The organism is Flavobacterium piscis (genome assembly GCF_031457575.1).
Lineage (GTDB): Bacteria > Bacteroidota > Bacteroidia > Flavobacteriales > Flavobacteriaceae > Flavobacterium > Flavobacterium piscis_A.
On sequence record NZ_JAVDWQ010000023.1, the window covers coordinates 22,596 to 48,308 of the forward strand.

14 protein-coding genes and 1 other RNA gene are annotated in these 25,713 nt (G+C 34.5%); 5 read left to right on the forward strand and 10 right to left on the reverse strand.

The window, feature by feature from the left end:
- Positions 1 to 37: 37 nt before the first annotated feature.
- From J2W48_RS21555 to J2W48_RS21580, 6 genes are all read right to left on the reverse strand, one after another.
- On the reverse strand, positions 38 to 1,657 hold the full coding sequence (locus tag J2W48_RS21555) for an ABC-F family ATP-binding cassette domain-containing protein (RefSeq protein ID WP_310284094.1): 1,620 nt from the start codon (positions 1,655 to 1,657) through the stop codon (positions 38 to 40).
- Positions 1,658 to 2,175: 518 nt separating this feature from the next.
- Positions 2,176 to 6,903, reverse strand: coding sequence for a T9SS-translocated chitinase ChiA (gene chiA / locus J2W48_RS21560; protein ID WP_310284096.1), 4,728 nt, complete (start codon positions 6,901 to 6,903; stop codon positions 2,176 to 2,178).
- 501 nt (positions 6,904 to 7,404) lie between these two features.
- Positions 7,405 to 9,471 carry a beta-N-acetylhexosaminidase gene (locus J2W48_RS21565; protein WP_310284098.1) on the reverse strand — a complete coding sequence of 689 codons (2,067 nt, stop codon included), beginning with the start codon at positions 9,469 to 9,471 and terminating at the stop codon, positions 7,405 to 7,407.
- Positions 9,472 to 9,611: 140 nt separating this feature from the next.
- On the reverse strand, positions 9,612 to 11,549 hold the full coding sequence (nagB, locus tag J2W48_RS21570; protein WP_310284099.1) for a glucosamine-6-phosphate deaminase: 1,938 nt from the start codon (positions 11,547 to 11,549) through the stop codon (positions 9,612 to 9,614).
- A 118-nt stretch (positions 11,550 to 11,667) separates the two neighbouring features.
- A complete protein-coding gene (locus J2W48_RS21575; RefSeq protein WP_310284100.1) occupies positions 11,668 to 13,248 on the reverse strand; it encodes a RagB/SusD family nutrient uptake outer membrane protein in 1,581 nt (526 codons plus the stop codon).
- 10 nt (positions 13,249 to 13,258) lie between these two features.
- On the reverse strand, positions 13,259 to 16,291 hold the full coding sequence (locus J2W48_RS21580) for a SusC/RagA family TonB-linked outer membrane protein (protein ID WP_310284102.1): 3,033 nt from the start codon (positions 16,289 to 16,291) through the stop codon (positions 13,259 to 13,261).
- Positions 16,292 to 16,558: 267 nt separating this feature from the next.
- Here J2W48_RS21580 and J2W48_RS21585 point away from each other — a divergent pair, with 267 nt between their 5' ends.
- The 3 genes from J2W48_RS21585 to J2W48_RS21595 all read left to right on the forward strand — a co-directional run bounded on the left by J2W48_RS21585 (position 16,559) and on the right by J2W48_RS21595 (position 19,913).
- On the forward strand, positions 16,559 to 17,611 hold the full coding sequence (locus J2W48_RS21585) for a sensor histidine kinase (protein WP_310284103.1): 1,053 nt from the start codon (positions 16,559 to 16,561) through the stop codon (positions 17,609 to 17,611).
- On the forward strand, positions 17,601 to 18,302 hold the full coding sequence (locus J2W48_RS21590) for a LytR/AlgR family response regulator transcription factor (RefSeq protein WP_310284106.1): 702 nt from the start codon (positions 17,601 to 17,603) through the stop codon (positions 18,300 to 18,302). Before J2W48_RS21585 ends, J2W48_RS21590 begins: the two co-directional genes overlap by 11 nt.
- Positions 18,303 to 18,476: 174 nt before the next feature.
- Complete coding sequence (locus J2W48_RS21595) at positions 18,477 to 19,913, forward strand: MFS transporter (protein ID WP_310284108.1); 1,437 nt, start codon at positions 18,477 to 18,479, stop codon at positions 19,911 to 19,913.
- A gap of 256 nt (positions 19,914 to 20,169) precedes the next feature.
- Here the strand turns inward: J2W48_RS21595 and fsa are convergent, their stop codons facing one another.
- From fsa to ffs, 3 genes are all read right to left on the reverse strand, one after another.
- On the reverse strand, positions 20,170 to 20,826 hold the full coding sequence (gene fsa / locus J2W48_RS21600) for a fructose-6-phosphate aldolase (protein WP_310284110.1): 657 nt from the start codon (positions 20,824 to 20,826) through the stop codon (positions 20,170 to 20,172).
- Between the two features lie 353 nt (positions 20,827 to 21,179).
- A complete protein-coding gene (locus J2W48_RS21605) occupies positions 21,180 to 21,983 on the reverse strand; it encodes an SDR family oxidoreductase (protein WP_310284111.1) in 804 nt (267 codons plus the stop codon).
- Between the two features lie 164 nt (positions 21,984 to 22,147).
- Positions 22,148 to 22,245: signal recognition particle sRNA small type (gene ffs / locus J2W48_RS21610), an RNA gene on the reverse strand.
- Between the two features lie 88 nt (positions 22,246 to 22,333).
- Here ffs and J2W48_RS21615 point away from each other — a divergent pair.
- Positions 22,334 to 23,383 (forward strand): glutaminyl-peptide cyclotransferase, encoded by a 1,050-nt coding sequence (locus tag J2W48_RS21615; RefSeq protein ID WP_310284112.1) that lies wholly within the window; start codon positions 22,334 to 22,336, stop codon positions 23,381 to 23,383.
- 114 nt (positions 23,384 to 23,497) lie between these two features.
- Positions 23,498 to 24,736 carry an imidazolonepropionase gene (gene hutI / locus J2W48_RS21620; protein WP_310284113.1) on the forward strand — a complete coding sequence of 413 codons (1,239 nt, stop codon included), beginning with the start codon at positions 23,498 to 23,500 and terminating at the stop codon, positions 24,734 to 24,736.
- Between the two features lie 53 nt (positions 24,737 to 24,789).
- Here the strand turns inward: hutI and J2W48_RS21625 are convergent, their stop codons facing one another.
- On the reverse strand, positions 24,790 to 25,668 hold the full coding sequence (locus J2W48_RS21625; RefSeq protein ID WP_310284115.1) for a hypothetical protein: 879 nt from the start codon (positions 25,666 to 25,668) through the stop codon (positions 24,790 to 24,792).
- Positions 25,669 to 25,713: the final 45 nt, after the last annotated feature.

The following is a 25,713-nucleotide window of genomic DNA, read 5'->3' on the forward strand; positions in this document are numbered from 1 at the left end:
AATCCCGTTACTTAAAAATAACGGGATTTTTTGTGCTTTATAGATTATACATTTTCTTTCTCTGTTCCTGAATCTTTTCATCATCCAGATATTCATCAAACGTCATGTAACGATCGATCACTCCGTTTGGCGTTAACTCCACTACCCTGTTACCCACTGTTTGTGCAAACTCGTGGTCATGAGTGGTAAAAATTATAGATCCCTTGAAATTTTTTAATGAGTTGTTGAAAGCGGTAATCGACTCCAAATCCAGGTGATTGGTTGGTTCATCCAACATTAAGATATTAGCACGCTCCATCATCATTCTCGAAAGCATACAACGTACTTTTTCTCCTCCTGATAATACACGGCTTGTTTTAAGTGCTTCTTCTCCTGAGAAAATCATTTTCCCAAGGAAACCTCTAATAAATACCTCATCACGCTCTTCTTCTGTTTTTGCGTATTGACGCAACCAATCAACTAAAGTTAAGTCGTTTTCGAAGAATGAATGATTTTCAGCAGGTAAATACGCCTGATTGGTTGTAATTCCCCAATCGTAAGTTCCGGCATCCGCTTTTTGCTCGCCATTCAAAATTTGGTAGAAAGCCGTTGTAGCACGCGAATCTTTAGAGAAAAGTACAATTTTGTCTCCTTTAGCCATATTTAAATGCACGTCTTTAAACAAAACTTCACCATCAACAGAGGCGCTTAGGTTTTCTACATTCAGAATCTGATCTCCTGCTTCACGATCCTGGTCAAAAATAATCGCAGGATAACGACGGCTTGAAGGCTTGATGTCTGAAATATTCAGTTTGGAAATCATTTTTTTACGGGAAGTTGCCTGTTTTGATTTGGCAACGTTGGCGCTGAAACGACGAATAAATTCTTCTAATTCCTGTTTCTTTTCTTCTGCTTTTTTGTTTTGCTGAGCACGTTGTTTTGCCGCTAATTGGCTCGACTCGTACCAGAATGTATAGTTCCCTGAATAGTGATTTATTTTTCCGAAATCAATATCCGAAATATGCGTACATACCGAATCTAAAAAGTGACGGTCGTGAGAGACTACGATTACCGTATTTTCATAATTTGCCAGAAAATTTTCTAACCAGGCAATGGTTTCGAAATCCAAATCGTTGGTAGGCTCATCCATAATAAGCAAATCCGGGTTTCCGAAAAGTGCCTGCGCCAAAAGCACACGAACTTTAATTTTTCCTTCCAAATCACCCATTAAAGTATAATGATGCTCTTCGTTGATGCCTAAGTTAGACAACATCGCTGCAGCATCAGAATCGGCATTCCAACCGTTCATTTCTTCGAACTGCACCTGAAGTTCCCCTATTCTGTCTGCGTTTTTATCGTTGTAGTCTAAATAAAGTTCATCCATTTCTTTTTTAACAGCGTACAGCACTTTATTTCCCATCAAAACGGTTTCTAAAACTGTATGCTCATCGAACATGTTGTGGTTTTGGTTTAAAACCGACATACGTTTACCCGGTTCTAAATGAATGTGTCCGGAAGTTGGGTCTATATCGCCAGAAATGATTTTTAGAAAAGTAGATTTTCCAGCACCATTGGCTCCAATAACGCCGTAAATATTTCCGTGAGTGAAAGTAGTATTTACTTCGTCAAACAAAATTCGTTTGCCAAATTGAACTGATAAATTATTGACTGTTAACATGAATGTCTTTTTAATTAATTTTGTGCAAAAGTACGGAAAAAGGTTCAGAGTTGCAAAGATGCAAAGGTTCTAAGTTTTTTTATGCGTAATGGTATTTTCTTGCAAAGTCAACAGTGTGTCCCTTGTAAAGAAATAAGTAATCACTCTTAATTGATTCTGCGAATGAGATTGCTTCGTTCCTCGCAAAGACTATCTTTCTCATGAAAACAAGTGCCATAGCCCTGATAGAAGTGGAAATCCTTTTTTGTTTTTTCTTTAAAAACAAAAAAGATTGAAACGGATAGCAGGAAATAGCTCCTAAAAAACAATATTCCTTAACCATATTTAAAAACAAAAAAACCTGACAATAAAATTGCCAGGTTCATAATGCGCTCCTTCAGGTGAAAACCAAATAACAAATCACCCGGATTCAACGCATTTAATAGAAATATAAAATCAGATTAAAAAATAAATAACCAAACTCAATTTTAACCATTCCCAATTTTATTTCTAAATTTTACAATCAGTACAGCAACTTTTTAGTTTAGGAAATTGATCACTTTGAATGTTTTTTTATTTCCTGCTTTGTCCGTAACAACTACTATAAACAATTGTTTAGTGTTGAAACTTTGGTTTTGAAGCAGCACTTCTTTAGTATTCTGAACATTTTTTTGACTTGCCAAAACTTGTCCGATTGTGTTGAAAACATCAACCTGAGCAATATCTTCTGTGTCATTTGTAACGGATAAAGCATTATTTCTGAAATACGCTATCGTGTTGCTATTTGCTTCAATTTTGTCAGCAAACTTTTTTGCTGCAGATTGCGATGCAAAATAAGCGGCATAAGCGTTAGAAAATTCATAACCCGATCCGCAAGCTGCATCCCAGTTGATAGACCATGTCATAACACCTCTTAAATTAGGATAAGGACCGCCTTTTAAAGTGTAGTTTCTTCCTGCAAAAGTGGTTCCGCTTCTTAAATAATTAAAAGCCTGAATTCCTTTTTCCGGAGTCAGATAACCACCAGCCGGAGCTGCTGGAGCACAAGCCGGAATTGCAATTACGATTTTAGAAGCCGGTAATGGCGGGAAATAGAATCCTGTAGTAGAAACGTTAAATCCTTTCATTAACATATCTGACATAGAAACCAAAAAGTCCGGTGTTGCTTGTGAATAAGCCGCATTATCTAATCCTAAAACGGAACCGGTGTTGTACAACTGTACCATTAAAAGATCTAATTCATTACGTAAGTTATGAATTACCGGCAAGAATGAACCTGCTCCATCTGAATACACTGAATAACCCACTTGTACATAGAAAGTTTCCGGAGCAGATGTCAGGATAAATCCGCTTCCGTAACTTGATTTTAATTCTTTGAAAGCATCAACGATATTTTTTAATTTTGGATATGATGAGATCGATGCATATGAGAAATCTTTTAAAGCTCCTGCTCCAAAGTTCATTGATCCTCCTTCGAAGTCGATATCAACTCCATCAAAATTATACTGATCTACAATTGCTTTTAATCCGTTTACGAAAATGTTTTTCTGAGCAACGGTTTGTAATTCTACGTGACCATTTTGACCTCCGATAGAAACAATAACCGGAATTCCTTTATCTCTCAAAAATTTAATATCGTTCTTTAATAATTGGGGATTGAAAATACCGTTTGTCATGTATCTTGGCTCATTTACAACCAGAATTGGCGTGTAACCATCTCTGTTTTGCGTTTCAATGAATGAATAAACGACTACATTGAATTTCTTTTCTCCCAATTGGTTGAAGTATAAAAACGGTGCACTTGCATTATCCCATCCGTGTGCATAACCTACGATTACTTTTGCAGGCAATGGATTGAATGATGATGTTGAATTAGTGATACTGATCGATTGGCTTAACGTTTTTGCACCACCTGCATTATCAGTCGCTGTAACGACTAAAGTATAGGCTTTGTATGCATTTGGCGTAAAAGTGTAATTGTATGCATTTCCGGTTCCTTTTGTCATGGTGTGCGAAATGCCATCAATACTAAGTGAAACGTTTATAATTGTACCATCTGAATCAGTAACGTTTACGCTAACCGGAACGGGCTGAAATCCTGATGCCTGATTAATTGATGTTGATGCCGGAGCAACCCATGCAATTACAGGTAATGAATTAGGACAAGTTGTTCCTGAACATTGTAAATAGAAAGCTTTTGTGTTTTCTGCAGAAACACCATTTGAAGCTGTTACCGTTGCTTTCAACGTATAATTTTTGTTGAAATCTGCCGCAACAAGTGTCCAGCTCGCTACATATTCTGATCCTGAAAGTGTCCCTGTAATATTTTGTCCGTTGATATTAAATACAACTGAAGAAATAGTTAAGCCAGAGTCTGCACTTGCAGTTGCTTTAAACTGAATGGCGGTTCCCGGAGCAATGGCAACTGTTGCCAATGCTGGACTTGTAATGGTAACCTGAGGTGGTGCAACTGTGTTTCTATTGAAGTTATACACCTGCGGCGTTGTTGGCACGGCAAAGTTGGCCAGATTATTTGGGAAATAAGCTATTTCACCATTTTGCCATGAATTTAATTTTAAACTTAAAACCTGTGTATAACCTGCTACAACTGAATTATCAAAACTGTAATTTCCTTGTGCATCTGTTGTTGCAAGAACACTTTTCCAGTTGTGCGTATTATCCGTCCAAGGCAAAACTATTTCTATTTTAGCATTTGCTACTGGCGTTGAACCATTTTTAACAGTACCACTGATTAAGTTTACAGCCAAAGCCTGCATTGATTTTGCGGTTGAGCTTGTATTAAAATTATAAACGGTTGGATTTGCAGGAACAGCAAAGTTTGCCAGATTATTTGGAAAATAAGATACTTCTCCGTTTTCCCAACTATTTAATTTTAAACTTGTAATTGTTGTATAGCCTGCTACAACTGAATTATCAAAACTGTATTTTCCCTGTGCATCTGTTATTGCAAGAACACTTTTCCAGTTGTGTGTATTATCTGTCCAGGGTAAAACCAATTCTACTTTTGCACCAGCAACCGGATTTGTTCCGTTTTTAACTGTTCCGCTAATTTTATTCGTTCCGATAACAACTGCATCCTGAGAAAAGTTTAATGTTTTATTAGAAGTTAAATTAGTATAAACTGTTGATGCCGGAGTAAACGTTTGGCCTGTTAAAGCTGCGCTTACTGTGTAATTTCCGCCAGAAGGCAAACTAATAGAATAAACACCACTTGCATTTGTAACGGCTGCATAGCTTCCTCCAGCAAAAGAAGCGGTGACTGTGACGCCGGAAACCGGAGTTGTATTGTTTAAAATAGTTCCGCTTACCGTGTAATTAACAACTGCTGCACCTTGCACAAAATTCAACGTTTTGTTTGAATTGATTGCGCTATAAACTGTCGAAGCCGGTGTATAAGAGAATCCTGTTTTTGCAGCTGTAACGGTGAAGTTAAGACCTGCTCCTAAACCTGCAATGCTGTAAAGTCCACTTGCATTAGAAACTGCTGTTAATGTTGTACTTCCTGAAACTGCTGAAACTGTGACGCCGGAAACCGGAGTTGCTCCATTAAGAACTGTTCCGCTAACGGTATAAGTTTGCTGTGTTCCATTAATTACAACGGCAGTTTGATTAACCGTAACATTTGTTAGCGTTACCGGTGTAAAAGTATAAGTCGCTTTTAAAGCTGTAAGTGTATAATTTTGTCCCGAAGTTAAGTTAGCAAACGTAAAATTACCTCCCGTAGAAACGATAGTCTGCAAGACAACATTGCTCGCATTACGCAATTCAACCGTTACATCCGGAACTAAAGCTGATCCGTTTTTTACTGAACCTGCGATACTCACTGATCCAATAACAGTGCTTCCAAACGAAGTATCAACCTGATTTAATAATGCATTCGGAATCGAACCTCTGGTATCCTGAGATAATTCCCAAACCATACCGCCGGCAAGATTTCTTGATTTGATATACTGAACTTTTAAATCCATTGATTGTTTATCTTCATAACTGATAAACTGTTTTAAAGTCGCATTGTATAAGTAAGGAACTTTTGTTGTATTATCAAAATAGCGTACCCATCCCGCAGCTGCTGCAGTTGGCGTAACTAACATGGTAGCCGGATCTAAATAGGGATGTGGATTCGTAACCGGATTACCGACTAAATCGCAGATTTCGATGCTTCCGGATTTTTCACATGCTGCAGGACCATCCCATGTTCCTGTAGGGTTCTGTGGATTGGTACATCCTGAAACTGTATATCGTGGTGCGGTAACAAACAATCCGGGCAAATTAGGATTAGTTCCGTTATTGGCAACATTGTCAAATTTTTTCCCGTAGAAAGGTAATCCCATGATTAGCTTATTCGCAGGGAAACCTACAACATTCAAAAATTGATTTGTTAATTCATCCAATGATTCTGATTGCGTTGCACCGTATAGCGGATCATTAGGATTTCCACTGGAATATAAAGGAGCATTGTAGCATGTTTTATCATACCAGTTTCCGCCAAGATCATATCCAAAATAAGTAATGTAATCACAATAGGTTGAGATGTCTTCTGTCATTCCATATTGTGCTCTGTTGTTTGGACCTAAATATTGTGCACCTACTTTGCGGACATTATTTCCTGCCGCGATCGTAACTAATTTATTGGGCATTGCCTGACGCATTGCTTTTAATAAATACACTAAATTTTTGTTGTCGTCCGGGCTGTACTTTTGTGGAGGAATTGGAGATCCGTTAATAACCTCAGTACCATCTGTTCCTCCGGAAAGAGGATATTCCCAGTCGATATCAAATCCATCAATAAAGGGATAAGTGGTAATAAAGTTGGCCATGTCTGCAGCGAGAGCCGCTCTTGCAACCGGACTTGCAGCAATTGGAGAAAGGTCCTGACCTTTGGTCCATCCTCCAACAGAAATTAAAATTTTTAAATGCGGATATTTTTCTTTTAACTTTTTCAAGTCATAAAAGTTTCCTTTTACAGGAGCATCCCATGGAATTCCGCCTTCCATATGCTCAAAATCAGCATAGGAATCTAAACATAATAATTTTGTATTCTCAGGATGGGCAGGATTGAAAGTTGTCCCATAAAAAGAATAATTCAAATGCGTGATTTTACTTCCATCAATTTTCGGGACATTGAAATCCCGGGCATAAATAGACCATTGCGCATAGTATCCCACTACCTTTTTGCCGTGTGCTGGCTGGGCCGACACGAGTAAGGGAAACAATAACAAGAAAAGCAATCTGTAATAATGTTTCATAATTGATTAATATTGGTTAATAGAAAATAAATAGTCCAATTACACTGCATCATATGTCGAATTCAACATATAAAACAGGACAACCGGGATTCAATAAGCCGCAAATAGAAACATCGCAACTTATTGGAAATTAATTCCTCTTACTTCAATAAATACTACTATTACTGATCTACCATAATCATTAGCAAATAGTGATTGATATTTATTTGTAATTCGTTTAAAAATTAGTATTAAATAAAAACCGATAAATTTGGGGGGCTAATTCATCAATCTAAAATTTTACTTTTTTGTCATGTTTTTTTATTCTGTTATTTGGTTTAAATGGTTATTACTCTTCTAATTGGTTATTTTTTTTAATGATTTGATTATTTTTTAAAGACTGAAAAAGGTTTGCAAAGTTTTTATAATTACCTCTACCAGATTTCCAGTAGAGATAATTACACTCAAAACAACCATGGTAACTTAAACTTACTAAACACTAATTCAATTCAATCCTAACTTCTATATTAATTTCTTTAAACTTTTGTAAACGGCTAATTCAACATCAGCATGATCTTTAGTGTTACATTGTTCTATTAGATTTTTTAACTCTTCTGCTTTCAAAGTTGGTTTATTATCTAAAACAAGTAATAACTGTTGCGATGCGTCGCTTAATTTTTTAGATAATGGCAAAATTGGCTGCACTAATGGTGCATTTACACTTAGCTCCATTAGACCTTTATTTACTGCAATCCATTTATTAAAAAAGGCAGCAACTTTCGCTTTATTTTCAGGAGATTTATTTCCTAAATATTGATTAACGGCAGTATCAAAAGCCAATGCATCTTTTGCATCCGGCGTACAGGCATCTGCAAAAAGCGTAAGGGGAGAATACATCTGATATTCGGTTCCGCCTTTATTTCTGGAATACCCTTTTAAAGGCTCACAAACATTTGAAAAATCATTAATAGCTTCAACATTTTGGTTATTGACAATATTTCGAAGGAGAACGGCTTTATTACTTACATGTGTCAACCCTAATTCTTCTAATCTGTAAGAAACAGTCTCCAGACGTCTGCGCATGCTGTTTATATCAGTAATATCCTGGGCAGACCAAAATCTTTCGGCAATTGCTGCAGTTCGGGGCCAAATTCTTGAGTCAAGTGTAGTTGGCGAAACAAGTTCTGTCCACATAGTAGCTTCTCCTCCTAAAATTCTTGCTTTCTCTTCGGTAGTCAAATCAGTTCCTTTTGGCATTGGGTCATTCAGATAATGGCTTTCAACAGGATACATCAAATCAATATAATATCCATTTGACAATACTGTTTTGTAACCGCCTTTTACTGCTTCTATCAAAGACTGTCCGGCAGCAACACCTTCATTAACACCTCTCCACGAATGTACAATAGCCTCTTTTGATAAATTTTTAGTTAGAATTTCTTCCCAGCCCATTAATTGTTTACCATGTTTTTTAAGCATGGGAACTAATTGCATGGTAAAATACGTTTGCAGTTCATGGTTGGTATTCAATTTATGTTTCTTTTTAAATTCTTGTATTTTCGGATTGGCGTCCCAATCTTTCCCTTCGTTTTCATCTCCCCCGATATGAAAATAAGACCCGGGAAATAAAGGGCACACTTCATCAAAAATTTCACTTAATAATTGATATGTTTTAGGATTTGAAGGATCTAATGTTGGCGAAAAAATACCTGCATTTCTTTCAATTCCATAGGTAGCAATAGCTGTTCCCTGAATATTTTTTTCTGCAGTTCCCCCTGTAAGTGTTATTACTTTACTTCCTATTTCGGGATAAGCTGTTAAAATTGCAGATCCGTGACCCGGAACATCGATTTCCGGAACTATTAAAATACCGCGTTCGTCTGCATACTTTACGATATTTTTAATTTCTTCCTGCGTATAATATTGTCCGTCTGAAGCTAATTCAATTAACTTTGGATGTTTTTTCATTTCAATTCTCCACCCCTGGTCGTCTACTAAATGCCAGTGAAAAACATTCATTTTCATTGCTGCCAGTCCGTCAAGATTTCTTTTTATCACATCAACCGGCTGAAAATGTCTTGATGCATCTATCATCAAACCTCTCCACGTAAATCTTGGAAAATCTGAAATTTGTGTAGACGGAAAATAAAACGAGGTGCTATTATTTTGCAATAGCTGTAATAACGTTTCAAGACCATGTAATGCCCCTAAATCGCTTGTTGCATTAATTATGATTTGATTTTTTTTGATGTCCAGATGATAGCTTTCATCTTCATACAAACCAATTTTACCACTTTTTGTACAATTAATTTGTAATTCGGCTGTTGGAAATTCATTTAATTTAGTGATGAAACCCTGTTCAAAAAACATACCGGTTCTACCATCCAGTCGGCGTAAAAAACGAGTAGCTGCACCAAAAATCCTGGTATTAGGATTTCCTGTAATATTAACTTTAAAATTTTTACTTAATGTAAAATTTCCTTCGCTTAAAACTATACTCTGAGGCCAGGGCATCAGATTTAATTGCTCCTTTTGGATCTGGGCACTAGACGTTAAACCCGCTAATAGTAGGACTAATATATATTTCATTTTATTACGTTTGAAAAGATGTCATCCTGAGATAACATTAATAAATAGATAAAAAGAAACAAAACCCAGAATGACCTCTTTGAACCTCACTATCATTATGAAATCAATCTGAATTTTGCAATGTGATCCGTTACCGAATCTTAATAATCAAAACGCTTAAAAGCTTCAATCGCTTCGTATTCTGCCAAACCTAAATCATCATAAAGAATGGCTGTATTTTTATTACGGTCTTCTGCCCTTACCCAGAATTCCCTTGAATCATTTCCCTGAAACATAACCCTGTCTTTTTGAGACTGGTGGTATAAAATTGCGTGACGTTTTAATAATACTTCAGATGGTGAAAGCGGAACCGCCATATCAATTTCATGAATGTCCCATTCGTGCCACGCCCCTCTGTACAACCACAGCCAGCAATCGTCCATGTAAGGCTCAGATTTTAATTGCTTCATTGCGGCAAATATTGCATTAAGGCAAACTTCATGTGTACCGTGCGGATCAGCAAGGTCCCCTGCTGCAAATACCTGATGCGGTTTTATTTTGGCGATAATGTCCTTTACGATAGCGATATCATCCGGACCTAACGGATTTTTCTTAATTTGTCCGGTTTCATAAAAAGGAAGATCTAAAAAATGAGTATTTTCATCCTTTAAACCAATGTATCTTGTAGCTGCGTATGACTCCCTTCTTCTAATAAGCCCCTTTAATTTTCGGACTTCCAACGAATCAACCTGATCTTCTGATTTATTATTCAGAAATTCAATTACAGATTTAAAATTTATTTTTTGATCTGTATCTCCTACAAAATCGTTACATACTTCTGCAAATTTCAATGCTTCATCATCTGTAACGGCAATATTTCCGGAGGTTTGATATACAACATGTACATCATGCCCTTGTTTAATCAGTTTTGAAAAAGTACCTCCCATAGAAATTACATCATCATCAGGATGCGGACTAAAAAGTATTACTCTTTTTTTAGCAGGATTGGCTCTTTCCGGACGGTATGAATCATCTGTATTTGGTTTTCCGCCTGGCCATCCTGTAATGGTATGCTGCAATACATTGAACATATTGATGTTCAAATCATAAGCAGAACCTTCTTGTGCCAAAAGATCTGACATTCCGTTATTGTTGTAATCACGGTCTGTTAACTTTAAAATAGATTGTTTAGTTTTTTGGCATAACCAAACAATAGCTTTACTTTTTAATTCTTGTGTCCAAATGCATTCCCCTACTAACCAAGGCGTTTTGAATCGGGTTAATTCAGAAGCTGCAGACTGATCTAATACGAAAGTCGCATTGGGGTGATTTTGTAGAAATGTTGCCGGAACTTCAGAACTTATATCTCCCTGAATAGTTCTTTTTACGATTTCGGCTTTGTTTTGTCCCCAAGCCATTAATACAATTCTTTTCGATCTCATAATGGTAGAAACCCCCATAGTAATTGCTCTTTTAGGAACATTATCTATACCATTAAAATCTGATGAGGCATCTACTCTTGTAATATGATCCAGTGTAATAATTCTGGTACCAGAGTTAATGTGTGATCCAGGTTCGTTGAAACCTACGTGACCTGTACGTCCAATTCCTAATAATTGAAAATCTAAACCTCCTGCATTTTTAATATTCATTTCATAGTCAATGCAATATTGATTTAATTCATCAATTGCAACAGTACCACCTGGAATATTAACATTTTCAGGTTTGATATCAATATGATTAAAAAGATGCTGGTGCATGAAATAGTGATAGCTCTGATTGTTTTCTTTTGTCATTGGATAATATTCATCCAGATTAAAAGTGATAACATTGCTAAAACTAAGCCCTTCTTCTTTGTGCATTCTAACTAATTCCTCATATACTTTTACAGGAGAAGAACCTGTTGCCAGACCCAATACACAAGATTTGTTTTTCTCTTGTTTAGATCTAATTAACTGAGCAATTTCCTGCGCAACAATTATTGAAGCTTCCCCAGAATTTTTAAAAATTTCGTTATGAATTTTTTCGAATCTTGTTTCTTCAAATTTTCCTGCACTTTTATAGCTGATATCAGGTTTTATTTCTAAAGCACTTTTCATTTTTTTCTTTTTATAGTATTATATATAAAGATAAGATTTTTTATGTAATGGTATAAGTAACTCGCGTTACTTATACCATTTACAAACCAAACTTAAACTTATTTCATCTTTATTCTTTTTAGAAGTTAGGTCCGGTAGTATCCCACCAAAGTCTGGTTCCGCCATTATCCGAACCTCCTAATTTAGCAACTCCTGTAGCTACTCCACCTGAATTTCCAGCTTTTTCTGACTGTACAAAATTTATTCTTCGTACACCAAATTGAGTGGTAATTGTTCCACCACTGTAATTTTTAAGTACCGGAAATAATTTAGGATATCCTGTTCTTCTGTAATCAGACCAGGCTTCCTGACCTTCAGGGAAACCGGCAATCCATTTTTGAGTAATAATTTTTTGTAATTTCACTTCGTTAGTAGCTGCTTCATCCCATGTAACAGTAACATTGTTTACAGGAGCAGAATTATTCACCGGAAAATTAGGATCTACATAAGCTTTTGCAGTTTTTGTATTATCAGCTATATAAACAGTAGCTCCAGAGACGCCTCTTTGTTCAAATGATATTGCGATACCCTGCTCATATAAAGATTTTGCGTCACTTCCCATATTCCAGCCTCTTAAAGCACCTTCTGCTCTTAAAAAATAAGCCTCGGCAGTAGTCATTAAGACAATTTCTTTGGATCTGACAACAGCTCCAATCCCAGAAAAATCCTGATGATCTGATTTTGCGGCAATATCGATACCTGTACGAACTCCTTTAAATTCTCCTGGAAATTGAATTGAAGTATCAAAATAAGTTGATAACCTTGGATCTTCGTATCCGCCCAAAATTGATTCCATATCAGCTGACATACGAATATCTAACCAGGAATCACTAATTGTTGCAATTGGGTTTGTATAAACCGGAGATACAATTTTAAATAAATCAGCATTTGTGGTAAACACTCCAAATTTTTGAGCAACAGCTTTTTCAGCTTCTGTTTTTGCCAGTGTCGGATTAACTTTAACGATACGCATAGCCAATCTTAAACGCAGCGTATTAGCAAATTTAACCCATGCCTTGTAATCTCCTTTATATCCGGACATATCTGTTGAAACGAAAGTTGATGGCTCAGCTGCATCTACTCTTTTTGTTAATTCGGTTACAGCAATATCCAATTCACTAAACATTTGATTGTACACTTCTTCTTGAGAATCATAACCAATAGTTGTATCCGAAGTACCAAATTGAGAATAAATTATTGGTCCAAAAGTATCAGTCATTCTGTGCATGCCTTCAACTTTCAAAATCAATGATAAAGCATAGAATTGGTCATATTTGTCTTTAGATTTATTTGCAATATCATACGCATTAAACATTATATTTTTATATCCATAATCCCAAATAAATCCATTCCAACCATCAACTAATGAATATGTTGTATTATTTATACCTCCTGCAAAACCTGTGGGAGTAGCCATATATCCTGACCAAATATCACAATTTAATCCTTGTTGCAACTGATACACCCATTCCGGAGTTAAGACCTGAATATTATTAAACATTGGAGCAAACCCTCCTTTAATGTGATTAAAATCTTGTTCAAATAATTCTGGTGTGATACCATTTGGATTGGTATTAATTTCCTCAAAATTATCTGTACAACCTACTGCAGCAAGTAATGACATGCAGATAGCCACTTTTGTTATTTTATTTAGTTTCATGTTTTTAGTATTAGAAAGTTACATTCAAATTAAGACCGATACTTCTGGTAGACGGTAAACCATAAATATCTACTCCTTGTAAACCCTGACCAGTACTTAATGCAATATTTGGATCGAAAGGAGCATCTTTGTAGATAAAAAATAAGTTTCTGGCAATTAAGGAGATACTAGCAGTTTGAATAAAAGGCAATGTTTTAGGATTGAAATTATATCCGATAGAAACTTCTCTAACACTTACATTAGTAGCATCGTAAACATATTCTCCTGTAATTCCCGCTCTTCCGCCTACCTGAGTATAATAAGATTGAGTATCCATTGTAGTAACTACCGTTCCATCCGGTTTAACAGCGTTTATTTTAACTCCTCCAGCATTTCTCGCATCCCCTGACGCTTTAGACACTCCAAATGAATCATTCTGCGCTTCTGTTAAACTCATTACATCTCCTCCAAAACGTCCATCAATTAACACATTCGCAAAGAAAGAACCTAATTTGAAAGAATTAGAGAAACCTAACATAAAATCTGGATTTGAATTCCCAACCTCTTCAAAATCTGTTCTTTGAATTGTACCGTCATCATTTAATAAAATTCTTCCCTGCGTATCTTTTTTAAAGTTGATTCCTTCAATTACACCGTATGGCTTACCTTCAACCAAAGCATATCTATAACTATTTACACCTGCCTCAGTTAGATTAACTCTTCCTCCTAATTCAGTAGGAATTTCTTTTACTTTATTCTTATTTTGTGAAAAGTTAATAGCTGAATCCCATGAAAATTTATCACCTCTGATAATTCCGGCATTTAACACAACTTCAAAACCTTTATTTTCAATACTTCCCGCATTGATACTATAAAAATCAACACCTTCCTTATTTCCAACCGGTGCAACAACTTGCAAATACTGATTTTTCGTTTCTGAATTATAATAAGATACTTCGAAACCTAATCTGTTATTAAACATTCTCCACTCAGTACCAAATTCATATTCTGATTTAAGTTCCGGTTTTAAAGTTGTTCCCTCTTTTGGACCCGCAACTGGATTATATTTTGTTCCGGTTCCCGGAAGGTAATAATTAGACGGAATACTTATATAAGGATAAATATCATTACCCACTTGTGCATAAGTAGCACGAACTTTACCAAAATTAATCCAATCCGGTAATGTTACTATTTCACTAATAAGCGCTGTTACACCTACCGAAGGATAAAAATAACTTGGCGTACCTGTATTTACTAATGTAGATGACCAGTCATTTCTTCCTGCAAGATCCAGGAATAACATATCTTTATAACCAAATGTTGTAGCAGCAAATACAGATTGAATTTCTCTTTGAGAATCAATAGTTTGATAATTACCATCATTATTGTTGAAATTATGCAATGTAAACCAGTTTGCATATTTCAATCCACCTCCAATACCTGAATCTAAAATTGTTTTTTGATTTACTAGTGTATTATTAATACTTGTACCAATGTTAGCATTAAAACTAAAATCAGAGCCGATTTTTGTATTGATTGTAGCAATTAAATCTCCATAACGTTGTGTACTTAATGAATTCTCATTGATATATCTGCCATTAATATTTGAAAGAGTACCCTGAGTTGTAGCATATATTCTTTTATCAAAATTACTTGTTACTCTATTATAACTATATCTGGAAGCAATGCTTAACCAATTATTTACTTTATAAGTAAGTGCCAAAGCTCCATTAAAAAAATCATTTTTATCTTCCGATTTATTTCTGTTGATTGCCCAATATGGATTTTGCATAATATCTCTATTTGTCATCCAATTTTGCGCCATTAAATTTCTGGAAGAATCAAAAACTTCATAATTATTTTTGTAAGAATCAAAATCATTTCCTCTTGGCATTAAATATACTCCTGTTAAAGGATTGAAATAAAACCCATTAACAGGTTTATTGTCAACACTTTGACTTGTATAATTTGCATTAGCCGCAAAAGTCAATTTATCCTCAAAAAATTTAGCTGTTTGTCTAATTCCGAAATTATTTTTCTTTAAACTGTTTCCCGGAATAATTCCTGTTGCTGAAGTATTAGCATAAGAAATCCCTGTAGAAGAATTTTCAGAACCAATTGAGTAACCAACTGAGGTAATTTGAGTAATTCCTGTATTAAAGAAATCTTTTACGTGATCTTTTGTTTTTCCTGCAGCACCCCAGGACTCATCAGCTCCAGGAGCAGCAACGTAATCTGTTTGAAATTTAGGCATATATGCCGCTTCTTCAAAAGTGCTAACAGATGAAGCTGAAATATTTGCTTTTCCTGTTTTAGCTTTTTTAGATGAAAGTAAAATTACACCATTAGAACCTTGTGAACCATACAATACAGAAGCTGCTGCTCCTTTCAAGACTGTCATTCCTTCATAATCATCCGGATTAATCAATGACACAACATCCCCTCCATCACGATTACCACCAGATAAACTACCAAATGAATCATTAGGCTGGCCTGAACCTGAATTTAACATTGGGATACCGTCAATCACATATAATGGCTGGCTATTAGAAACCGATGAGTTACCCCTAATAATCACTTTTGTAGACCCTCCGGTACCTCCTGCACTTTTTGTTACGGCAACACCGGCAATTTTACCAGCGATGGTATTGATAACGTTCGCATCTTTTACACGGGTCAACTCCTCACCTTTTAGTTCCTGAGCTGCATAAGTCAAAGACTTTCTTGTTTTCTTGATTCCTAATGAAGTTACAACAACTTCATTTAAAGCATTTGATGCTGCTTGTACCATTTTTACATTAATTGTGGCAGCATCTCCTACAACTATTGATTGGGTTTCAAGACCTACATAAGTAAAAACCAAAGTCTGTCCCTTTTGTACTTCAATAGAGTACAATCCGTCAAAATCAGTAGTAGTCCCTTTTTGACTTCCTTGTACAGCAATAGACGCCCCTGGTAGCGGCATCCCATCAGAATCTGTAATCACACCCTTGATACTTTTTACCTGTGCAAGCGAAACCTGCGCAGTAAAAACAATCATAAAGATTAAGAAAATTTTTTTCATGTTTATTTATTATTTTGTTAGTTATGGTGTAAATTTATTCTTAAGGTATTGTTAAAAAAAATAATTTATACCAACTGCTTCAAACTTTAAACCAACGACATAAAACAATCAATAATGCGTTTTACGAAAACGTTATTTCAATAAAAAAATATATTGTTTGTTGATTTTTACAAAGTTTTATTCAAAAAAATTGTGTTTTTACCAACTAATTGTTTAAAGTTGCATTTGTTAAACATTCCAAAACTTTCTTATTAAAGCATTACTAACTTGAGTGAAATTCAAAAATTAAATTTTGACATCAAACTTCAGAATCATATTTGGTTTTGGGGAAGTTATTTTATGCTAAACTTTTTAAGATGGGGAGCTTACTTTAATGATTACCCTTATTCATTCAAATCTAATTTGATCGAATTTTCATTACACATACCTTTAGTCTATTTTAATCTTTTCATCTTAGTCCCTCGTTTTGTACTTAAACAAAAATATACCCAGTATACAATCGCTTTAATAATAAGCCTTTTTGGTATCTACTTACTAAAAACAGCCCTTACTTATTATCTTATATCCGAAAACATCTGGCCTGAAGCAAATCGCGAATACAATCCTTTTGAAATAAATCATATTGTAGCTGTGTGCATTGGAGAATTGTACGTATTAGCAATGGCATCATCTGTATACCTAACATTAACCTGGCTGCGAGAACGGGAAAGGAACAGGTCTTTGAGAGAAAATCAGTTTAAAATCAAATTAAAATATCTTGAAAATCAAATTCAGCCACACTTTTTCTTTAATACCTTAAATAATTTATATTCATTGTCATTAGAATCTTCAGATAAGGTTCCGGATGTCATCATAAAATTATCTAATTTGATGGAATACGTCCTGTATGATGTGAAAGGAACCAAGTTTGTTCCGCTAATTAAGGAAATAGATTATATTCAAAATTATATCGAAATCGAAAAGCTGCGTTTTGAAAATGTCGAGGTTAGCATAAATCTTGAATCTAACATAGAAGATATTAAGGTTCCTCCTTTAATATTTATTTCACTGGTAGAAAATGCTTTTAAACATGGAGGAATAAACAATCAAAACCTAAAAATTAAAATCAATTGTAAAGTTATTGATAACAAAATATTAGATTTTGAAATCCTAAATAATTTTGTAATTTCACAAAATATTAATCAAAAAGGCGGTATAGGATTAATCAATACCAAAAAAAGATTAAAATTAATTTACAAAAATAATTATAGTTTGAATCATACCACAAAACTAAATTATTATATAATCCGTTTGCAAATACCTATCAGGAATGAAGATTAAATGTGTGTTGATTGATGATGAACCATTAGCAATCAAAGTCTTGCAAAATTATTTTAACAATTTTACTGATTTTGAAATTATTGGCACATTCAATAACTCTTTGGAGGCACTTGATTTCATCAACAGTACTACTGTTGATGCTGTTTTTTTAGATATTAATATGCCAATGATGACCGGTTTCGAACTAATCAGTCTAATCGAAACCAAAACTAAAGTGGTTATAACAACAGCATTTAGGGAATTTGCTGCTGAAAGCTACGATCTTGATGTGCTTGACTATTTAGTAAAACCTATTCCATTGCCCAGATTCATTAAATGCATTAATAAAATCACAACCGAATACAATTTAAAAAATAATATTAAGGTAGAAAACCCAAAAGTAGATTCTCATATTTTTATCAAAGTAGATAAAAAGATGATGAAAATTAATATTGAAGAAATTTTATTTGTTGAAGGAATGAAAGAATACATCAAAGTAGTCACTCCTGACAAAACCTATATCACCCATAAATCACTGACTTCATTGTCAGAAGAGTTACCTAATGATAAATTTTTACGCATTCATAAATCCTACGTAATAGCACTCAACAAAGTTAAGTCTATTGAAGGCAACCGAATTCAGATTCTTTCTTACACCATTCCTATTGGTAGAAACTATAGCAAAGAAGTTAAAAGTAAAATTTTAGAATAAGTCCCTTTTTTCCCTTTTCATAATAGTTTAAAAATTAACGGTTTGTTGAATAAATCGTGCTGTTTGTATAATTTCAACATTTTTTATGCTTTTTTATTTTTTTTTGATAATTGTAACAAATATATTTACGGTCTTCAAAAAACTTCAAAAACTAAAAAAAACCTTATTACCATTATGGATTTAGAAAATGTAAAAACCAAATGGGGACAATTTATCCCCCTCGTAACTGTATTCTTCTTTTGGGGATTCGTTGCCGCAAGTAATGACATCTTGATTCCTGTTTTTAAAACAGCTTTTAATTTATCCCAATTTCAAAGTCAATTAGTTTCGCTAGCATTTTATATAGCTTACACGGTAGGTTCTATAATTTATATGATCATTTCTTATTTTATAAAAGAAGATTTAGTTAACAAAATAGGGTACAAAAATGGACTTTCATTAGGATTAGCGATTTCAGCATTAGGTACACTATTATTCTATCCTGCAGCAAATACAGGATCTTTTCCTTTAATGTTATCCGGTTTATTTATTGTAGCACTAGGGTTCTCCTTACAACAAACAGTTGCCAATCCTCTTGCAATTGCATTGGGACCTATATCTACTGGTTCTCAGCGCTTAACATTAGCTGGAGGTATTAATAATTTAGGAACTACTATCGGACCACTTATTGTAAGTTTTGCTATTTTTGGAAGCTCTACAGGAGAGTCTACATTAAGTATTGAAAGTGTAAAAACTCCTTACTTAATATTAGGATTAGCTTTTTTTGTGGTAGCTATATTATTGAAATTCTCTTCTCTTCCTGATAAACCTGCCTTAATAGAAGAAACTGTTGCAAGTGAGGGCAGCATAGTCAGAAAGTCGGCATTACAATATCCTCAATTAGCAATGGGAATGATTGCTATATTTCTGTATGTTGGCGTAGAAGTTTCTACTGCAAGTAATTTGCCAGCTTACATGGAAAGTAAATTAGGGTTTTTAACCCAAGATGTAGCTCCTTATATTTCTTTATACTGGGCAAGTTTAATGATTGGACGCTGGACAGGGGCTATTGAGGCCTTTACAGATAAAATAAGTCTACAACAAATATTACGTTTTGTTGCTCCATATTTAGCTTTTGGTGTATTCTTGGCCGTAAATGCAATTGCAAAGCATGATTTAACTCCGTTTTACATTTATGGATTAGTAATTTTAGTTTTAATTGCAGCAGATATTGCCAGTAAAGGAAATCCGGCCAGAATGTTACTTATTTTTTCAACTTTAGGGATTATTGCTCTTTTAATAGGAATGTTTACTAGCGGAATGGTAAGTGTTTACGCCTTTACTAGTGTTGGTTTGTTTTGCAGTACATTATGGCCATGTATCTTTACGTTAGCGGTAAGTGGTTTAGGAAAAAAGACCAGTCAGGGAAGCAGTTTCCTGATCATGATGATTATGGGAGGTGGATTTATTAGTGTATTACAAGGTTATATATCAGAAATCATAGGCATTCAGGCCAGTTACATTGTTGGCGTTCTATGCTTTGCTTACTTAGCATTTTATGCATGGACTGTAAGTGGAATTCTAAAAAAACAAGGTATCAGCTTTGATAAAAAACTTTCAGGGGGGCATTAAAAAGTCACATTTGTAAATAACAAAACCCCGGTAATTTAAAATTACCGGGGTTTTGTTATTTACAGTGAATTTATTTAACTGTAAAATTAGGAATCAAATTTTTCTTAAACCCAGCCGAGCATTTTGCAATTAATCCGGCAATCAAGAAGCGTAAATGTTAGTATTACCATTATAGCCAGGATATTTCTTAATAATGAATAAAAAAAACGCCATCTTTTATAAAAAGTGGCGTTCTTTGAAATAATATTTTTAAAAACTATTTGTTACCTTTCTCAAAATCAGCTACAAACTGAGCCAATCCAATATCAGTTAATGGATGTTTCAACAATCCGTAAATTGCAGAAAGAGGTCCCGTCATAACATCAGCACCAATTTTAGCACAGTTTACAATATGCATAGTATGACGCACTGAAGCTGCCAAAATTTGCGTTTCATAACCATAATTATCATAAATCAGTCTAATTTCTTCAATCAGGTTCAAACCATCTGTCGAAATATCATCCAGACGGCCAATAAACGGAGAAACATAAGTAGCTCCGGCTTTTGCAGCCAATAAAGCCTGACCAGCAGAAAATACAAGGGTTACGTTGGTCTTGATTCCTTTATCCGAAAAATATTTTGCAGCCATAACACCTTCTTTTGTCATAGGCAATTTCACCACGATCTGGTCATGCAATTCAGCCAACTCCTCACCTTCTTTGATCATTCCGTCATAGTCAAGCGCATTTACCTCTGCACTAACATCTCCCTCAACAAGATTACAAATGTCAACATAATGCTTCAAAATATTGTTTTTTCCGCTAATTCCTTCCTTTGCCATCAACGATGGGTTAGTCGTTACACCATCTAAAACACCTAAAGCCTGCGCTTCTTTAATCTGAGCTAAGTTAGCCGTATCAATAAAAAATTTCATAATTATATCTGTTTAATTGTGTTCATAAGTGGGGCGTGTCCCAAGGGCCGGGCTTTCCGTTACAATCTTTTATTTTTTAAAGAAAAAAACAAAAGGATTTTCACTGCAATCCCTCACGCAAAACCGGTGCAAAATTACGAAATTATATCCAAATCTGTTTAATGCAAATATTAAAAGGTACGTTGAGTAGTTAATAGTAAGGACAAAAAACATATCGAAATGATAAATCCGTTACCGAAATAAGTAACTTTTACAATTCCGTCTATTGTATTATTTTACCTCTCATGAGGTTCCTACGGAATGACAAACTGTGTCTTAAATTTTAAAAATAATGTTTATTTATTTGTGAACAATCACAATTTATAATGATTCATCAACATTTTTTCATACATCTTATCCGGAAGTGCACGCTTCAGAACAATCGAAAACTTTTGCATAAAAACACCCACTTTATAATGCACTTTTGGACTTTTTTGCTGCATAATTTTAAAAATAGCTTCGGCCATTTCATTGGGATTGCTCCCTGCATCAACATGCTCGTTCATTGTTGCTAAAGTATCTCCGTATACTTTTTCATAAGCTGATCCTTTAATAACCGGAGCATGAAAACGACCTGATGCAATATTGGTCGCAAAATCACCTGGCGCAACATTGGTGATTTCAATTCCAAATTGTTTCACTTCCATTCGCAAAGCCTCCGTTATTAATTCTAAAGCCCCTTTCGATGCCGAATAAACGCCTCGGTAGGGCAATCCCATATAAGCAGCAATCGAAGTAATATTGATAATTAAACCTGATTTTTGTGCACGCATTAGCGGCAAAACAGCTTTCATCACTTCAATGGGGCCAAAAAAATTGGTTTCAAAATTATTCTTGATTTCTTCCATCGGAATTTCTTCCAAAGGACCGGTTATACCAACACCTGCATTGTTAATTACAACATCCAGCCTTCCTGAAATTTCTATGATTTTTGCAATGGTAGCCTGAATAGATTCAGTATCGCGAACATCCAGAGCTAAAAGGGGAAAAATAGAATTCAGTACTTTTTCAGGATTCCTGCTCGTTCCATAGACAACAAAGCCTTTTTTATGCAAAAATTCTCCAATAGATTTTCCGATCCCTGAAGATCCTCCGGTAATCAAAACGACTTTGCTCATTTCTTTTAAGTTATAAGTTATGAGTTATAAGTTAATACATTGAGATAAAAAATTTCCACCTCTGACATTTTACTTCTAACCCCTGAAAAGCCCAAAAATAAAAAAATCCTCCCGAAGGAAGACCACTTTTGTATTTATTCTAAAAAAGAATTCGATAAAATAAAAAATGGCAAGCGACCTACATCGCACCGCTCAACCACGTACCCTTGCTATGTTCCCATCCTGGGGGAGTCTGCAGGAGCTGGTCGTGTAGGACTTGCCGGTGCAAATATACAATCTTTTTATATTTTTGCAAGAGCTTTGTTGCTATAAAAATATCGTCGTATATTGGACTATTCAAATTTTAAACTATGAAAAATTATAACTTCCTAACTGTCATTTTATTAGGAATCACATTAATTGGATGTGGAGAACCAAAAAAAGGTGAAAATTCTATATTTACAATCGATGATTCTGCCTTTCCAGCACATTTTTTGTCACAAAAATCAGTTTCTATTGCTGTTTTAAATCCAAAATCAAAAGATGTTGACAGTATTGTATACTTTGTAAACGACAAAAAAGTGGGAAGTACAAAAGGTACTGAAAAGCTTGAATTTGAATTAAAAGATCAAAAATTAGGATACCAATATCTTAAAGCGGTTGTGTATTTTGAAGGGAATTCATCAGATGCAACAAAACGAATTGAGTTGGTTTCTAACGTTACCGCCAAACCATTAAAATATAAAATTGTAAATACTTATCCTCATGATACGGCATCTTTCAATGAGGGTTTAGAATTTCACAACGACACGCTATACGAAAGTACAGGTCAAAAAGGATCTTCTTATATCAGAAAATATGATTACAAAACTGGTAAAATCTTCAAACAAACTGACCTTGATAAAAAATATTTTGGAGAAGGAATTACAATTCTGGATGGAAAATTATACCAATTAACCTGGCAGGAAAAAACTGGTTTTATTTATGACGCCAAAACTTTAAAATTAGAAAAAACATTCACTTACGACAAAGAAATTGAAGGTTGGGGAATGACAAATGACGGAAAATATATTTATCGCTCAGACGGGACAGAAAAAATATGGAAAATGGATCCTGCGACCCAAAAACTGGTTGACTATATCAATGTTTACTCCGGAACTGCAAAAATAAAAGCCATCAATGAACTGGAATTAATCAATGGGAAATTCTATGTAAATGTTTGGCAAAAAGATGCTATTGCTGTTGTCAATCCTACTTCCGGAGCAGTAGAAGGCATTTTAGACATGTCAGGTTTACGTAAATTTATAAAACATCCACAAGCTGAAGTTTTAAACGGAATTGCTTATAATCCTAAAACCAAAACCATTTTTGTAACAGGAAAATATTGGGAAAAAATGTTCGAAATAACCGTTTCGGAATAAGTTAAAAACAATTAATCTGAACCCAAATTTCACGAATTTCACGAATTAGTAAGTGATAATTTGTGAAATTTGGGTTTTATTAAATAACATCTTTTAATACAAACAATCTATAGAATGATTATTCTTATTACAAATATAAAAGAACTGCTCCAGGTTCGTGAAACTTCAATTTCTAAGGTTTCTGGTGCCGAAATGGCTATTCTTCCTACTGTAAAAAATGCTTTTTTACTTATAAAAGATAATTTAATTGCTGATTTTGGACCAATGGAAAATCTTCCTGAAATTAAAGCCGATAAAATTATCGATGCCACTGGCAGAGTTGTTTTACCTTCCTGGTGCGACAGTCACACACATATAGTGTATGCAGGTAATCGCGAACAGGAATTTGTAGACCGAATCAATGGATTTTCATACGAAGAAATAGCCAATCGCGGAGGCGGAATTTTAAATTCGGCTAAAAAACTCAATGAAACTTCTGAGGAAGAAATCTACGAACAATCTAAACTTCGATTAGAAGAAATAATGCATCTGGGAACAGGAGCTGTTGAAATAAAATCTGGCTATGGACTTACTATTGAAGGTGAACTGAAAATGCTTCGCATCATTAAAAAACTGGGAGAAAATTATCCTGTTGCTATAAAAGCTACTTTTTTAGGCGCTCATGCTTTTCCATTACATTACAAAGAAAATAAAACAGGTTATATTGAAGAAATTATTACCAAAATGTTACCTGAAATAGCTCAAAATAAACTAGCTGATTATATTGACGTTTTTTGCGAAACCGGATATTTTTCTGTTGAAGAAACAGAGAAAATTATGGACGCTGGAATTAAGTTTGGCTTAAAGCCAAAAATTCATGTCAACCAATTCAATTCGATTGGCGGCATTCAGGCGGGAATCAAATTTAAAGCGCTCTCTGTCGATCATCTTGAAGTTATGACCTCGGAAGATATTGAATTATTAAAAGGTACAGAAACGATGCCTGTCGCTTTACCCTCATGTTCTTATTTCTTAAGTATTCCCTATACTCCCGCTCGCGAAATGATAAAAGCTGGTTTACCGCTTGCTTTGGCAACAGATTTTAACCCGGGATCTACTCCATCAGGAAATATGAATTTTGTTGTGGCAACAGCCTGTATTAAAATGAAAATGACTCCCGAAGAAGCCATAAATGCTGCAACCATAAACGGTGCCTATGCTATGGGACTTTCTGAAAGCCATGGAAGTATCACAAAAGGAAAAAAAGCCAATTTAATTTTAACAAAACCTATTTCATCTTATTATCAGATTCCATATGCTTTTGGGAGCAATTTGATTGAAAGTGTTTTTGTAGAAGGAAAAATTTTGACATAAAAAAAGAGGAGTTTTTAAAAACTCCTCTTTTTTATTTAACACTATGTTTTTTCTTATCTTAAAGAAAAACTGGTTTTAGAAACCAACTCATCATTATCAAAAACATTTATAAAATAAGTTCCTTTTGCAAAATCTTTACCTCTTAAATCTTCAGAGACATTTACGGTCTTGTTTTCATATTGTACAGTAGTTTTAAAACTGTAAGTTAAAGTGTTATCTCCAAAGTTTTCTGTTTTCTTATCTCCTAAAACATTGTTTTTGCTATCAATAATCTGTACATAATATGTTTTATCTCCAGATTTGGCAATTTGATTTTCGGCTATTGTAAAACTTACTTTTAAAACATCTGCACGACTGGCTTTATCGGTTTCAATTTGTTTTCCGGAGCTTTTCAATTTGTAAGCTGCAGTCTTAGTATTTAAAACAGATAATTTAGATCCTTTTTCAACTGCCTTTGATAATTCTTCGTTTTGACCAACCAAAACCTCATTGAATTTTTTTGATTCTCCTAAAACTACAATTGTACTATCTCTCTGAACAGTTAAAACTCCGTTTTGTTTTTTCAATTCGTCATTTTCTGCAACCAAAACTTTCATTTTGCCTTGCATGGACTGTACCTGGGATCTGTATTTAGATACATCTCCTTTTGATTTGCTCAAATCATCCATCAAAGCTACAACTTTGTCCCTTTCCTGGATTAACTCGTCTGACATAGAAGTATTCTCAGCAATTGCAGCATCATAGGTTGATTTCAGTTCCTGAAGGTCCTTCATTACTGATTCTTTTTCTGTTAAAGTTGATGTAAGTTCTGTTTTTACAACATCTGTATCAGATGAAAGTTTAAAAATGTACACTAAACTACCAATTAGTAGGACTGCTAAAACGGCTATTACTGCCTTTAGACTTGAATTGTTGTTTTTTGGGTTTTCCATATTTAATAATTTTCTTTAAAAACAAATTTAAGAATTAATATATCT